Origin of the sequence: Mumia sp. zg.B17, from assembly GCF_019550915.1 — a bacterium.
Lineage (GTDB): Bacteria > Actinomycetota > Actinomycetes > Propionibacteriales > Nocardioidaceae > Mumia.
The window spans coordinates 264,424-278,448 of the sequence record NZ_JAHWCI010000001.1 but is presented as its reverse complement, the minus strand read 5'-3'; the positions used below and the strand labels follow the sequence as shown (position 1 = coordinate 278,448).

At 72.5% G+C, this 14,025-nt stretch carries 13 protein-coding genes; 4 read left to right on the top strand and 9 right to left on the bottom strand.

What is annotated here, in order from left to right; translation table 11 throughout:
- Positions 1–28 precede the first annotated feature (28 nt).
- The 3 genes from KV097_RS01290 to KV097_RS01280 all read right to left on the bottom strand — a co-directional run bounded on the left by KV097_RS01290 (position 29) and on the right by KV097_RS01280 (position 2,983).
- Positions 29–700: a GAF and ANTAR domain-containing protein gene (locus KV097_RS01290; RefSeq protein WP_220342161.1), complete on the bottom strand. Its 672-nt coding sequence runs from the start codon at positions 698–700 to the stop codon at positions 29–31.
- 124 nt (positions 701–824) lie between these two features.
- Positions 825–1,799 carry an AraC family transcriptional regulator gene (locus tag KV097_RS19595; RefSeq protein ID WP_220364884.1) on the bottom strand — a complete coding sequence of 325 codons (975 nt, stop codon included), beginning with the start codon at positions 1,797–1,799 and terminating at the stop codon, positions 825–827.
- A 128-nt stretch (positions 1,800–1,927) separates the two neighbouring features.
- Positions 1,928–2,983: an AMP-binding protein gene (locus KV097_RS01280; RefSeq protein WP_220364883.1), complete on the bottom strand. Its 1,056-nt coding sequence runs from the start codon at positions 2,981–2,983 to the stop codon at positions 1,928–1,930.
- A 61-nt stretch (positions 2,984–3,044) separates the two neighbouring features.
- Here KV097_RS01280 and KV097_RS01275 point away from each other — a divergent pair, with 61 nt between their 5' ends.
- A complete protein-coding gene (locus KV097_RS01275) occupies positions 3,045–3,917 on the top strand; it encodes a 1,4-dihydroxy-2-naphthoate polyprenyltransferase (RefSeq protein WP_220364882.1) in 873 nt (290 codons plus the stop codon).
- A 9-nt stretch (positions 3,918–3,926) separates the two neighbouring features.
- Here the strand turns inward: KV097_RS01275 and KV097_RS01270 are convergent, their stop codons facing one another.
- The gene (locus KV097_RS01270; protein ID WP_220364881.1) at positions 3,927–4,481 is read right to left on the bottom strand and encodes a hemerythrin domain-containing protein; all 555 of its coding nucleotides are present in this window, start codon (positions 4,479–4,481) and stop codon (positions 3,927–3,929) included.
- A 106-nt stretch (positions 4,482–4,587) separates the two neighbouring features.
- Here KV097_RS01270 and KV097_RS01265 point away from each other — a divergent pair, with 106 nt between their 5' ends.
- On the top strand, positions 4,588–6,186 hold the full coding sequence (locus KV097_RS01265; RefSeq protein WP_220345379.1) for an alkaline phosphatase: 1,599 nt from the start codon (positions 4,588–4,590) through the stop codon (positions 6,184–6,186).
- 33 nt (positions 6,187–6,219) lie between these two features.
- Here the strand turns inward: KV097_RS01265 and KV097_RS01260 are convergent, their stop codons facing one another.
- Together KV097_RS01260 and KV097_RS01255 are read right to left on the bottom strand one after the other, a co-directional pair.
- Positions 6,220–7,104 (bottom strand): diacylglycerol kinase family protein, encoded by an 885-nt coding sequence (locus tag KV097_RS01260; protein WP_220364880.1) that lies wholly within the window; start codon positions 7,102–7,104, stop codon positions 6,220–6,222.
- Positions 7,101–8,705 carry an FAD-binding oxidoreductase gene (locus KV097_RS01255; RefSeq protein WP_220364879.1) on the bottom strand — a complete coding sequence of 535 codons (1,605 nt, stop codon included), beginning with the start codon at positions 8,703–8,705 and terminating at the stop codon, positions 7,101–7,103. The genes KV097_RS01260 and KV097_RS01255 overlap by 4 nt, the downstream gene beginning before the upstream one ends.
- 48 nt (positions 8,706–8,753) lie before the next feature.
- Here KV097_RS01255 and KV097_RS01250 point away from each other — a divergent pair, with 48 nt between their 5' ends.
- Both KV097_RS01250 and KV097_RS01245 read left to right on the top strand, forming a co-directional pair.
- Complete coding sequence (locus KV097_RS01250) at positions 8,754–9,413, top strand: TetR/AcrR family transcriptional regulator (protein WP_220345382.1); 660 nt, start codon at positions 8,754–8,756, stop codon at positions 9,411–9,413.
- A gap of 2 nt (positions 9,414–9,415) precedes the next feature.
- Positions 9,416–10,951 (top strand): glycerol-3-phosphate dehydrogenase/oxidase, encoded by a 1,536-nt coding sequence (locus KV097_RS01245; RefSeq protein ID WP_220364878.1) that lies wholly within the window; start codon positions 9,416–9,418, stop codon positions 10,949–10,951.
- Here KV097_RS01245 and KV097_RS01240 read toward each other — a convergent pair.
- Genes KV097_RS01240 through KV097_RS01230 form a run of 3 tightly spaced genes read right to left on the bottom strand, consistent with a single transcriptional unit; the run spans position 10,948 to position 13,998 of the window.
- Positions 10,948–12,045 (bottom strand): PLP-dependent cysteine synthase family protein, encoded by a 1,098-nt coding sequence (locus KV097_RS01240; protein ID WP_220364877.1) that lies wholly within the window; start codon positions 12,043–12,045, stop codon positions 10,948–10,950. The two genes, KV097_RS01245 and KV097_RS01240, sit on opposite strands and share 4 nt — an antisense overlap.
- Positions 12,046–12,049: 4 nt before the next feature.
- Positions 12,050–12,316, bottom strand: coding sequence for a DUF4229 domain-containing protein (locus KV097_RS01235; protein ID WP_220342171.1), 267 nt, complete (start codon positions 12,314–12,316; stop codon positions 12,050–12,052).
- 26 nt (positions 12,317–12,342) lie between these two features.
- Positions 12,343–13,998 (bottom strand): serine/threonine-protein kinase, encoded by a 1,656-nt coding sequence (locus tag KV097_RS01230; RefSeq protein WP_220364876.1) that lies wholly within the window; start codon positions 13,996–13,998, stop codon positions 12,343–12,345.
- Between the last annotated feature and the right edge of the window lie 27 nt (positions 13,999–14,025).

Below are 14,025 nucleotides of genomic sequence, written 5' to 3'. Positions count from 1 at the left end.
GAGACGAGCGAACCGCACCGAGGACCGGTCAGTCCTCGTCGGCGACCCGGGGCATCTGACGCGTCTCGATCAGCTCCTCCGCGACCTCCCGGAGCGGGACGTCACGGCTCATCGCGGACCGTCGCAGGACGTTGAACGCCTGATAGCCCTCGAGCCCGAAACGCTCCATGAGGATGCCCTGGGCCTGCCCGATCGCGACCCGGCCCGCCAGAGCGGACCGGAAGTTTTGCTCCTTGCGCGTGGTGGCGAGCACGACGGCGATCTGGGTGGCCGCGACGTAGCCGAGCTCTCGTGCCTCCACGTCGAAGGGATCCAGCGTCTTGCCGTACAGCGTCAGCGAACCGATCGTCTCGGCGCTGGTGAACAACCGATAGCTCACCATGCTGCGGATCCCGAGCTCCTCGACCGCACGTGGCCCCCAGAGCGGCCAGCGCGGATCCGTGGCGAGGTCGGGCGAATAGATCGTGGGGACGTCCACGACCGCATCGAGCGAAGGGCCCTGCCCGAGCTCGGCCTGGAGCTCGTCACCGCGACGCGCAAGGGAGTCGCTGGCGGCGAGGGTGTCGAAGGTGTGGAGGTAGGCGATCGTGATGCCGGCTGCCACGCATCCGTCGATGTAGGAGGCGACGAACTGCACGGACTGAGCGGCTGCTGCGTCGACCGTCTCTGCCGCCGAGATGTCGCGGGCCGCTGTCGCCATATCATGAAGCGCGCCTGCGGGCCGATTGATGATCACATCTGAGTGTGTGCGCTGGGGGTCCCCTCCCGACAGCCGCGGAACGAAGGCGGCCCGGCCACTATGCGCGTCGGGGGTGAGTCGGGTCTCATCGAGCACGGGTGTCTCCCGGGTTCTCGCCGTACAGCTCGCGGTACTCCGCGGCGAACCGGCCGTGGTTGTGGAAGCCCCAGCGCGACGCCACCGCCGTCACCGTGTCACCGTCGCGCCCCGCGAGGAGGTCGCGGCGCGCGTGGTCGAGCCGTACCCGGCGCGCGTAGGCCATCGGCGTCGTCCCGAGGTGGCGCCGGAAGGCGATCTGGAGCGACCTCGGCGTGACGCGAGCGGCGTCGGCGATGTCGGCCACGCTCAGCTCGGTGTCGGCGTGCTCCTCCATGAAGGCGATGGCACGGTTCACCGCGTGCTCTGACGCGTCACGGCGGTCCTGGGCCTCGTCGCGCATCGTCTCCTCGGCGATCGAGTCGCTCCCGAACATGATCAGCGCCGTACGGGAGAGCAGACGGCCGACGGCATCGAGCGATCGCGCCGAGACGATCTCCTGGCCGTCGGCCAGGAGATCCTCGACGTAGTCGACGAGGTTGCGCCAGTGGAGCACCGCGGCGCGGTCAGCGGGTCGGTAGCGGGTGAAGCGCATCGGCGCCGTCGGTCGGTCTCCACGAAGGTCACGCGTGGCGCTGGTCATCAGGTCCCAGCGCAGGCTGATGCCGCGCACGGCGAGATCGCTCGAGCGACCGGTGCAGGCGTCACCGGGTCCTGCGACCATGACCAGGTCCCCAGGGCCGGCCTGGTCGGTCGTGCCGCCGCGGACATACTCCGCCCAGCCTCGCCGCCCCTCCAGGATCGTGAGGTAGCCGAGCGGGTCGCAGTCATAGCTGATGTCGGCACCGAGGTCGACGTGGTCCAGCGTGAAGTCGCGGGTGTCGGCGCGCGAGAAGCCGACGTGTCGAAGATCGCCTGTCAGCCGCAGGTTGCTGCCGTAGGCGTGGTCGAGAACCTCACGGCCGAGCTCGGCATCGATCGTGCGGAGGTGGGACCGTCGTACGGGGTCGCCAAGGTCGGGCACATCAAACCTCCCAGCTTCGCCGCGACAGACCTCGCCACGGCAGATCACGCGCTGGGCACGCTTTTGAACCTCAGCTACGCCGCCAGTCTAGGGGGCGAAACCACCGATCTGTGAAGGCCCTCGGCAGATCAGCGCTTCTCGGCCAGTCGGCGGACGGCCAACCGGTCGACCTTCCCGTGCTCGAGGACGGGAATCTCCGGGACCACGACGACGCGACGCGGGGCCCAGGAACGAGGCAGCCCGGCGGCCTCCACCCCGTCGCGGAGCGCATCGAGGGCGGGTGCGACGGAGCCGGCCGCTGGCGCCACGACGGCCACCACGACCTGTCCCCACTCGTCGTCCGCGACGCCGACGGCCTCGGCTTCCGCGACCCCCTCGAGGCCACGCACGGCCTCGGTGACACGAGGGAGGGCGACGTTGACCCCACCCGAGATCACCACGTCGTCCACCCGGCCGAGGACGGTCAGCCGCCCGTCGTCGTCGAGCCGGCCCAGGTCATGAGTCCGGAGCCAGCCGCCCTGCAGCGCCTCGGCCGTGGCCCGGGGGTCGCCGTCGTACCCGTCGAAGAGGACGGCGCCGCCGATCCAGATCCGTCGATCGACGTCGATGCGCACGGCGACCCCGTCGAGCGGCACGCCGTCGTAGACGCACCCACCGGCGGTCTCGCTCATCCCGTACGTCCGGACGACCCGCACCCCGGCCTCTGAGGCGCGCCTCCGCAGGCTCGGATCGAGCGCGGCCCCGCCGACCAGGACCGCGTCCAGCTCGGCGAGGAGATCGAGCCGCCCTGCCTCCGCGAGCCGGTGGAGCTGGGTGGGGACGAGCGAGGCGTAGCGGCGCTCGCCGGTCATCGCCCCGATCGCCGCCTCCAGACCGGAGTGCTCCGACGCCACCACCGGCGCCGTGCCCCCGAGCACCGACCGGGCGAGGACCTGGACGCCGGCGACGTACTGCGGAGGAAGGTCGAGCAGCCACTGCCCGGGCCCGCCCAGACGAGCGTGGGTGGCGCGCGCCGACGCTGTCACCGCGCGACGGGAGAGCAGCACGTCCTTGGGTCGGCCGGTGGAGCCCGAGGTGCGGATGGTGAGCGGTGCGGGCTCGGCCTGCGCGGTCAGCCAGGCCTCCAGCGCCGCCTGGACCTCCCGCGCGGAGCCGCTCACCGGACGAAGGGATCGTTCCGTCACGCACCCACGCTAACCAACCCCTCGACGCGACGACGCGGCCCGGGTGGGAGGATGGGCGGTCGTGGCAACAGCATCGCAGTGGATCGAAGGCGCCCGGCCCCGCACACTCCCGGCGGCGGTGGCCCCTGTCGTCGCCGGCACCGGAGCCGCACTGTACGCCGGCGAGGCCGTCTGGTGGAAGGCCGCCGTCTGCCTGCTGCTGTCGCTCGCCCTCCAGGTCGGCGTCAACTACGCCAACGACTACTCCGACGGCGTCAAGGGCACCGACGACGACCGGGTAGGCCCGTTGCGCCTGGTCGGCTCTGGTGCGGCCGACGCTGCGGCGGTCAAGCGTGCCGCACTCGTCTGCTTCGCTGTCGGCGGCCTCCTCGGACTCCTGCTGGCGGCGACCTCAGGGTGGTGGCTGGTCCTCGTCGGCGTCGCCGCGATCGCGGCGGCGTGGTTCTACACCGGGGGCTCTCGGCCGTACGGCTACCACGCACTCGGCGAGGTGAGCGTCTTCGTCTTCTTCGGACTCGTCGCCGTGATGGGCACCACCTACGTCCAGGTGGGGGCGTTCACCTGGCCCAGCCTCGCCGCGGGGATCGGTGTGGGCGCGCTCGCGTGCGCCATCCTGGTCGCCAACAACCTGCGCGACATCCCCACGGACACCGCCACCGGCAAGCGGACCCTCGCCGTCGTGCTGGGCGACCGGGGGACGCGGATCTTCTACGTCGTCCTGCTCGTCGTCACCCTCGTCACCGTGTGGTGGCTGGCCTCGTACACGCCCGCGGCGCTCCTGGGTCTCCTCGCGTTCCCCTGGGCGCTGCGGGCCGCGACCCCGGTGGCACGCGGCGAGCGGGGCTTGGCCCTCGTCCCCACGCTGCGCGACACCGGGATCGCCGAGCTGGTCCTCGCCGTCGGCGTGGCGGTCGGGTTGGCGATCGGAGGCTGATCCCTCCGGTCACTCCTCGTCGTCGTCGAGGAGCCCTTCCTTTTCGGCACGCGTGACGAGCTCACGGACGTTGTCGATCCGGCCGCAGTCGGCGTCGACCTGGGCGTTGCGCTCACGGGCGAACGCCTCACCGAGGTCGTGCCTCACCTTCTCGGCGACCGCCTCGCGCGCCGGGTTGAGGATCGTCAGCTCCTCCTCCGTCAGGTGGTGGTTGACCACCCGCGCGAGCTCCTCGACCGCGTCGTCGAAGGCCTGCGTGTCCGTGGCCACGAGCTCGAGCACGGCCAGCAGCGCCTGGTTGCCCTCGGCGTGCTCCTCCTCGCCGTGCTCCTCCTCGTGCGCGCCGATCGCGTCGCGGCGCCGCAGCGTCGGGTAGACCTTCTTCTCCTCCGCCTCCGCGTGGGCGACGTGCAGGGCGGCGAACGCCTTCCTGACGGCGTCACGGTCGGCGCTGGCGTCGCGGAGCTGCCGCAGGAGATCCTCGAAGCGCCGGTGGTCGTCGAGGATGAGGTCGATGACGTCGCCGGAGACGGGACGTCCGAGGTCGATGGCTGTGGTTGGCATGGCGCCAACGTAGACGGCCCGGCGCCCCCGCGCCGGTCACGAGCCCGCCCCCTGCATCTCACCGTGGAGTCACCTGGCGTTCGCCGGGGCCCGCGACCGTGTCTGCATGACCCAGACCCCGCCCGAACCCCAGCTCGGCCGCCGCACCCTCCTGCGGGGCGCGGCCGTCGTCGGAGCCGGAGCCGCCGTCCTCGGCTCCGTACCCGCCTCCGCCACCACCGCTCGCGCGACCTCCGGCTCCGCTGCCGCCCTGGTCCGTGGCGACCGCCCAGCCCTCACCCACGGCGTCCAAGCCGGTGACGTCCTGACCCGTCAGGCGACGCTCTGGTCCCGGGCCGACCGACCGTCCCGTCTCGTCGCGGAGATCGCCCGAGACCGCTCGTTCCGAAGGTCCGTGACCGTCCAGGGCCCGGTCGTCACCCCCGACACCGACTTCACGGGCCGCTTCACCGTGCGCGGGCTCCCGTCCGGCGCCGATCTCTTCTACCGCGTACGCGCGGTCGACCTCCGCGATCCCCGTCGCTCCAGCGCACCGGAGACCGGGCACCTGCGGACCGCGTCGCGCCGACGCGAGGATGTCCGGTTCCTGTGGTCCGGCGACATCGCCGGGCAGGGATGGGGGGTCAACCCTGCGTACGGCGGCTTCCGCATCGTCGACGCGATGGCGCGACGGCGCCCCGACTTCTTCCTCTGCAGCGGCGACAACGTCTACGCCGACGGCCCGCTCAGCGAGACGGTCACGCTGCCCGACGGCACGCTCTGGCGCAACGTCGTGACGGAGGAGAAGACGAAGGTCGCCGAGACCCTGGCCGAGTTCAGAGGACAGTTCCGCTACAACCTGCTCGCCGACAACTGGCGCCGGTTCCTCGCCGAGACACCGCAGGTGACGCAGTGGGACGACCATGAGGTGACCAACAACTGGTATCCCGGCGAGCTCCTGACCGACGCCCGCTACACCGAGAAGCGCGTCGACGTGCTCTCCGCGCGGGGGCGGCGGGCCTTTCACGAGTACATCCCGGTAGCGCCGATCTCGCCCGACCCCGACGGACGGGTGTACCGCGTCCTGCACCTCGGCCCCCTGATCGACCTGTTCGTGCTCGACATGCGTACGCACAAGGACCCCAACACCGCCGACAAGGAGACCCTCCGCGACGGAGGCGTGCTCGGCGCGAAGCAGACACGCTGGCTGATCAGTGAGCTCGAGAGGTCGCGTGCCACCTGGAAGGTGATCGCCGCCGACCTCCCGGTCGGCCTGGTCGTGCCGGACGGGACGGAGCAGGAAGGCATCGCCCAGGGCGACCCGGGAGCACCGCTGGGGCGCGAGCTCGACATCGCTCCCGTCCTCACCGCACTGAAGCGTGCCGGCATCCGCAACCACGTGTGGCTGACGGCCGACGTCCACTACACCGCCGCGCACCACTACTCGCCCGACCGGGCGGCGTACCAGGACTTCGACCCGTTCTGGGAGTTCGTCTCGGGTCCGCTGAACGCCGGGGCGTTCGGCCCGAACGCGCTCGACGCGACCTTCGGGCCACGTGCGGAGTTCGTGGCGGCACCACCACGGGCGAATACGTCACCCGCCGAGGGGTTCCAGTTCTTCGGGGAGGTCGAGGTCGACGGCGACACGGCTGCCCTGACGGTCACGCTCCGCGACGTCGACGGTGGCGCCCTGTTCTCGAAGACGCTGGTGCCCCACCGCCGCTAGCCGCAGCCGAGTGAGGTTCGTCGACGCGTGTGCTCAGACCGGCACCACCATCCGCAACGCGCCGGCACGCACGCGGACGGTGATCGGCAACGCGCCGATCTCGTCACCGTCGATGCCGACGGGGACCGGTCCGTCGGCGGCGATCGTGACAGAACGCGTCCGCACCACGTCGACGGCATCGCGGCGCACGTGCGCACCGGTGCCTGCCTCGACCATGTAGGCGGCCATGTGGCGGCGTCCGAGGCCGTCGGTGCTCGCGACCAGCAGGTCGATGAGCCCGTCGTCGACCCGTGCCGACGGCACGATGTCCAGCCCGCGGCCGTACCGGCCGGAGTTCGCCGCGATCACGCTGTGCGCGCGTACGGTGCGGGTCCCGCCGTCGGTGGTCAGCGTGAACGTCGGTGCCCGCCACGTGAGCATGGCCAGCGGTCCGCTCGCCCGGTAGGCGACGACCGCGGGGAAGCGGCGCATCCGGTTGATCAGCCGGGTCGCTCGCGAGTCGACCCCGACGTAGACGTTGCCCAGGACCACGACGCCGTCGGCGTCGAGCACGTCGATCGGGCGCACGGGCCCGTGCAGGAGCATCTCGAGGAGCGTCGCCGGGTCCTCGGTGATCCCGAACCCTCGGGCGAAGTCGTTGCCGCGACCACCGGGAACCACCGCCATGACTCCGTCACCCCGGACGACACCACCGCCCACGTCGCGCACCATCCCGTCTCCGCCGACGGCGACCACGACGCGGCCCGCGCAGGCCGCCTCGAACGCCGCCTCACCGACGTGGTGCACGCTGGTCGTGACGACGGTCGCGACGTCGACCCCGGCCGCTTGAAGGCGCTCCTCGAGCGGGTCCCAGACCCGTTGGGAATCGCCCCGTCCCGAGATCGGGTTGACCAGCGCGGTGATCTGCCGGGTGCTCATCGCGCCACCAGGACGCCGGGGTTGAGGATCCCCGCCGGATCGAGCGTCGCCTTGACGGCACGGAGGACCTCCACACCGAGCGGCCCGATCTCCTCGGCGTACGGGGCACGATGGTCGGTCCCGACCCCGTGGTGGTGGCTGATCGCTGCCCCTGCGGCGCGGATGGCGGCGTTCGCCGCCGCCTTCGCCGGGGCCCACTGGGCGAGCGGGTCGTCCGCCTGGGCGCAGGCGATCGTGAAGTAGAGGGACGCCCCGGTCTCGTACACGTGCGAGACGTGGCAGAGGACGATCGCCGGGGTGCCCTGCTCGCCGAGCGCCCCCTGCACCGCCTCGGTGACCGCAGCTTTGAGACGTGGGACGTTCGACCAGAAGGTGACCGTCTCCAGGGTCTCCACGAAGGCGCCCGCATCCAGGAGGGGGTCGCGTTGGTAGGGCCCATGGAAGCGGCCGCGCCGCCACGCCTCGCCGGATTCCAGACCGAGCGGCTCGCCACCGCACGCCTGAAGCACCGCCGTGGCACGCCCGCGGCGGACGGCGACGTCCTCCGGATCGCCCTCGTAGCCGGTGATCGCCAGGCATCCGCCCTCGCCCGGCGCGGGGCCGCCCGACGGGTCGGCGAGGTTGATCGCGGTCTCGGCCTCGTCCGAGAGCCGGAGCACGGTGGGCAACGGCCCGTCCTGGGCCAGGCGGCGCACCGCCTCCAGGCCGGCCCCGAACGACGGGAACCGCCATCCCTCGAACACGCGCTCGCGCGGCACGGGCCGGACCCGGACGGTGAGCGACGTGATCACGCCCAGGACACCCTCCGAGCCGAGGACGAGCTGACGAAGGTCGGGTCCGGATGCGGACTTCGGCGCGGTGCCGAGCTCCAGCGTCCCTCGCGGGGTGGCGAGGACCAACCCGACGACCATCTCGTCGAAGCGCCCGTAGCCCGCCGAGGACTGGCCCGCCGACCGTGCGGCCGCGTATCCGCCGAGCGAGGCGCCCTCGTACGACTGCGGGAAGTGCCCCAGCGTGAAGCCCTCCGCCTGGAGCAGCTCCTCGGCACGGGGGCCGCGCATCCCCGCCTGGAGCGTCGCCGTCCGCGACACCGGGTCGAGCGCGACGGGGGCGTCCAGGCGGGCCAGGTCCAGGGCCACCATCCCGGCGAAGCCTTCTCGGTCGGGAGCCAGACCGCCCACCACGGACGTCCCGCCCGAGTAGGGGACGACGGCGACGCCTGCCTCGGAGCACGCCTGCAGGACGCGGACCACCTCGTCGTGCGACCCCGGCCGCACGACCAGGTCGGGCGCATCGGCGACGTCGCCGGCCCGCATGCGCAGGATGTCGGGCGTCGACCAGCCGCGGGTGTGACGCAGACGGTCCATCTCCTCGTCGCTGACGTACGCGGCCCCGACGGCCGCCTCCAGCGCGGTACGGGCGGAGGCCGGCACCGCCGGGCCTGGCAGCACCACGTCCTCCGGGGCCACCGCGACGCTGCGGGGGCGCACCCCGAGCGCGTCGAGCGCCTCCTTGGTGGCCGGGGAGAGCCCCGTCGCGTGGGCCGGGTTGCCCCACCGGTCCGGCGCGAACTCCACGACAGGCAGTGCCAGCTCCGACATGGTTCTCCGATCTCGACACCCTCGATGTCATGCTAAGTTGAACACATTATGGCGAAGCGTTTCAATGCCGGATCGGAGCTCGAGCGGCTGCGTGCCCGCCCAGCTGACTCCGGCAAGGCCATCCCCGAGGATCGCATCCTCGACGCGGCCGCGGACGCGTTGCTCGACAACGGCCTCGAGCGCGTCACGATGGCCGACATCGCCACGCGCGCCGGTGTCGCCCGCGCGACGCTCTACCGCCGCTGGGAGAACGTGCACTCGGTGATCGCCGCGCTGCTCACGCGCGAGTGGACGGCCGTCGCGACCGAGGCCGCCGACCGCGTCTTCCCGACCGGACGCGAACGCGTCGTCGCCGCGGCCGTCGCCACCATCGCGACCATCCGGGCCCATCCCCTCCACCGCGCGATCGTCGACTCCGACCCCGAGTTTCTCGTGCCCTACGTGTTCCAGCGCATGGGGAGGACCAGCACGCACATGCTGCAGGTGCTCGAGGACCTGCTCCGAGAGGGGCACCACGACGGATCGATCCGTCCCCTCGACGTCGCCCTGCAGGCGCGTACGGTCCTCCTGCTGGCGTGGTCGTTCGCGATGACCGCACCGGCGGTGACAGCGTCCGCCACCGGCAGCGGAGTCACCCTCGAGGCACTGGACGACCAGCTGGCCGAGGCGCTCGACCGCTATCTCTCCCCCGACCGCCGCGAGGACTGACGATGCACACCGCGCCTGCCTCGCTCGACGCCGCCCGTCGGGCCCGAGAGCTCGACGACCTGGCCTCGGGGGACGCTGTCGACCTGCTCGTCGTGGGTGGAGGCGTGACCGGGGCCGGGGTCGCTCTGGACGCGGCGTCGCGAGGGCTGTCGGTCGCCCTGGTCGAGAAGCACGACCTGGCCTTCGGGACCAGCCGGTGGAGCTCCAAGCTGGTCCACGGTGGGCTCCGTTATCTGGGCAGCGGTGACGTCGGTCTCGCCTACGGGAGCGCCGTCGAGCGCGGTGTGCTCATCGAGCGCACGGCACCCCACCTGGTCCAGGCGCTTCCCAACGTCTTTCCCCTGCTGGACGGTGTGAGTCGCAGGACCGCGGCGACCGTACGGGCCGGCTACCTGATCGGAGACGCCCTTCGTCAGGCGGCCGGGACGTCGAGCCGGACCCTCCCCCGCTCCCGCCGTCTGTCGGCGCTCGAGGTCCGGCGCTACGCCCCCACGATGCGTGCCGACGGCCTCCGCGGGGGCCTGGTCTTCTGGGACGGGCAGGTGGTCGACGACGCGCGGTTGGTCGTCGGCATCGCCCGGACCGCGGCCTCCCTCGGAGCACGGGTCCTGACACGGACGAGCGCGGTCGAGCTCAGCGGCACCGGTGCGGTGCTGCGCGACGAGCAGACGGGCGCCACGATGCAGGTCGACGCCCGGATGGTGGTCAACGCGGCGGGCGTCTGGGCCGGGACGCTCGCCGACGGGGTCCGTCTGCGGCCGAGCCGCGGGACCCACCTCGTCCTGCGGGCGGAGACGCTGGGCGGGCTCACCTCGGGACTGACCATCCCGGTGCCGGGTGCTACGAACCAGTTCATCCTCGTGCTGCCGGCCTGGGACGGCCGCGTGTATGTCGGCCTGACCGACGAGGAGGTCCACGGCGACGTCCCCGACGTCCCGGTCGCCACCGAGTCCGAGATCGCGTTCCTCCTCGACACGGTGTCGCCGGCGCTCGAGCGCCCACTCACCCGCGACGACGTGGTCGGCACCTTCTCGGGCCTGCGCCCGCTCCTCGACGGAGAGGGCGGACGCACCTCCGACCTGTCGCGCCGACACGTCGTGCTCACGGCCGACGACGGCCTGGTCAGCATCGTCGGCGGCAAGCTGACGACCTACCGCCGGATGGCCGAGGACGCGGTCGACGCCGCACTCGAGGCAACGCGGCGCACCGCCGGGCCCTCACGGACCACGACGCTCCCGCTGGTGGGGGCCGCCGATCGGGTGACGCTCTCGCACATCCCCGCTCCCCAGCGGCTCGTCGCCCGGTACGGGACCGAGGCCGCCGCGGTCCTCGCCGACGCCGAGGGAGACCCGACCCTGCTCGAGCCGATCGCCCCGCACATCGCGACCACGCCGGCCGAGCTGCGGTTCGCCGTACGCCACGAGGGAGCGCTGGACGTCGACGACCTGCTCGACCGACGGACGCGTGTCGGTCTCGTGGCGGCCGACCGAGAGATCGCGCTGCCGTTCGCCGAGGCGGCCCTGGAGGCCGACCGCTAGACGCCGCCCGCGCCGGGCGTGAACCGTCCGGTCGCGTCGTAGTTGGCCAGCACCGCCTCGTAGGGCGCCAGGTCGAGTCCCTGCTGCGCTACCCAGTCGTCGTCGTAGTAGGTCGACGCGTAGCGGTCACCGGAGTCGCACAGCAGCGTCACGACGCTGCCCGACTCCCCCGCGGCGCGCATCCGCTCGATGACGGTCAGCGCGCCCCACACATTCGTGCCGGTCGACCCACCCACGCTGCGCCCCAGCCGGCGGGTGCACCAGCGCATCGCCGCGACGGAGGCCGCGTCGGGGACGCGCAGCATGTCGTCAATGACGCCTCCGACGAACGACGGCTCGATCCGTGGCCGGCCGATCCCCTCGATGCGCGACGGCATCCCGGTGGTGTGGTCCGACGTGTCGAGCTCCCACCCGTCGAAGAACGCGGAGTTCTCGGGGTCCGCGACCATCACCTGCGTCGGGTGTCGGCGGTAGCGGACGTAGCGGCCGATCGTCGCCGACGTCCCACCGGTCCCGGCACCCACCACCACCCACGACGGCACGGGGTGCGGCTCCTCGCTCATCTGCGCGAAGATCGACTCGGCGATGTTGTTGTTGCCGCGCCAGTCGGTGGCGCGCTCGGCGTAGGTGAACTGGTCCATGTAGTGGCCGCCGCACCGGCGGGCGAGGCTCGCCGCCTCGGCGTACATGTCGGCAGGGTCGTCCACGAAGTGGCAGCGCCCGCCGTACCACTCGATCAGAGCGATCTTGCTCTCGCTGGTGCTGCGCGGCATGACGGCGACGAACGGCAGACCGACGAGGCCCGCGAAGTAGGCCTCGCTCACAGCGGTGGAGCCGCTGGACGCCTCGACGATCGTGGTGTCAGGGCCGATCCAGCCGTTGCAGAGGGCATAGAGGAACAGCGACCGCGCGAGCCGGTGCTTGAGGGAGCCGGTCGGGTGGACCGACTCGTCCTTGAGGTACAGCTCGATGCCGGGGGAACCCGGCAGAGGGCAGACGTGGAGGTGGGTGTCGGCGCTTCGGTTGGCGTCGGCATCGACCCGCCGTACGGCTTCGTCGACCCAGGCCCGCCGCTGCGCGGACGAGCGAGGCACGGCCTCAGTCCACGTCTTCGGCGCCGCGCGCCGCCTCGAGCCGGTCGTTCATCTTGTCGGCGCGGGCCTTGAGCGACACGGCAACCTCCTCGCGGAGCCCTCCGAGCAGGAAGAACGAGGCCACCGCCGAGATCGCCAGCGCGATGAGGGCAACCCACAGCACGGTGACGTCGCTGACCTCGAGCCAGATCGACGACACGAGACCCACGACGACGAACGCGACGGCGAAGAATCCCAGTCGCGCGAGGGTGTACCGGACGAAGGCGCTCACATGTCGAGGATACCCGGGCCGCGCACTCAGCTGTCCTGCGGACCTGTCACCGGAGGCGGCGTCCCGGCGGGCGAGGACGGCAGCGCCTCTCCCTCGTCCGTCGGCGGCGCGGTGGTCGGCGCGGCCGTCGTCGGTGGCGGTGTGGTTCGGGTCGGGGTGGGCGGGGCGGTCGTGGTGGGCGGCGCGGTCGTCGGCGTCGGAGACGCGGTGGTCGGCGTCCGAGTCGGTGACGTCTCCGTCGGCCTCGTCCGCGTCGGCGTCGTCCGGGTGGGCGTCGTCCGCGTCGGCGCGGGCCTGCTGGTCTGCGTCGGAGAGGGGGAGCGCGTGCTGCTGGTCTCCGTCGGCGTCGTCCGCGTCGGCGTCGGGGTGGGGACAGGGTCGGACGGATCGTCACCGCTGGTCAGGACGAGCCCCACGGCCACTGCGGCGGCGATGAGCACCACCGCGACCGCGATCAAGGGGGCGCGGCGTGCCCAGGGCGAGGGCTCGTCGGCCGGACTGCCGGTGTCGTCGAGGGCTGAGCCACCACCGGTCGGCGGCTCGTCGCTGGCGGCCAGCGGCGCGGTCGCTCCGGCGGCAGCCGCCGGGGCCACCGCCTCGGCCGTGACGGGCTCCTGCTCGGCCGTGTCGGTGACGGGATCCGGCTCCTCCGGGTCACCCTCAGCCTGTGCCGCGGAACCGAGCGCCGCACCGGCCGCGGCACCCCCGGCAGCAGCGCCGATCACCGGGCCTGCGGCGGGTGCCGCGGCCTCCGTGGGATCGTCCGCGACCGGAAGACCGACCACCGTGTCGCTGCCTCCGGGGTCGGTGACCGTCACGCCGGCCGCGGCGAGCGCGGCCGCGACGTCTCCGCCGTCACGCACCGCCCGCAGTGCCGCCGCGGCACCCCGCGCGTCCGGCCGCTCGTCGGGGTCGCGCCGTGTCATCGCACCCAGCGCCAACGCCCAGTCGGGCCCGAGCGACTCCGGGATGCGCGGCGGACGGTGCAGCCGTGCCGACAACGTCTCGACCCGCGTGCCGGGGAACGGGTCCTCACCGGTGAGTGCCTCCAGGAGGACCAGGCCCAGGGCATAGACGTCGGCGCGCGGCCCGACCTCGTCCAGGACCGCCTGCTCGGGGCTCAGATAACGCGCCGTACCGACCAGAAGGTCGGGCGAGGTCAGACGAGTGCCCTCGAGATAGCGGGAGACCCCGAAGTCGGTGAGCTTGACCCGCGGCGCCGCGCCGCTCCGCTCGACGAGCATCACGTTGGACGGCTTCACGTCCCGGTGGAGCACACCGTTGTCGTGGATGGCCGCCAGCGCGTCGGCGAGCTGCGCTCCGATGTCGGCGACCGTCTCGGGATCCATCGGCCCGTCGACGAGCACCCGGCTGAGCGTCTTGCCGGGGACGTACTCCATCACCAGGTACGGCGCCTCACCGTCGGCCTGGACGTCGAAGACCGTGACCAGGCCGGGGTGGGAGACGCCGGCGCCGATCCTCGCCTCCATCTCGTGACGGCGCAGCGCGTCCTCGACCTCGACCCCCGCCTCGGCGCGCATCATCTTGACGGCGACGACACGACCGAGGAGCTCGTCACGCGCCCGGTACACGTCGGCCATGCCGCCACGGCCCACGAGCGCCAACAGGCGGTAACGCCCGTCGACCAGCTCACCGACCCGGCCGTTCGTCGGCTCCGACATCGACCGCGGCCCCACCTTTCATCGTCG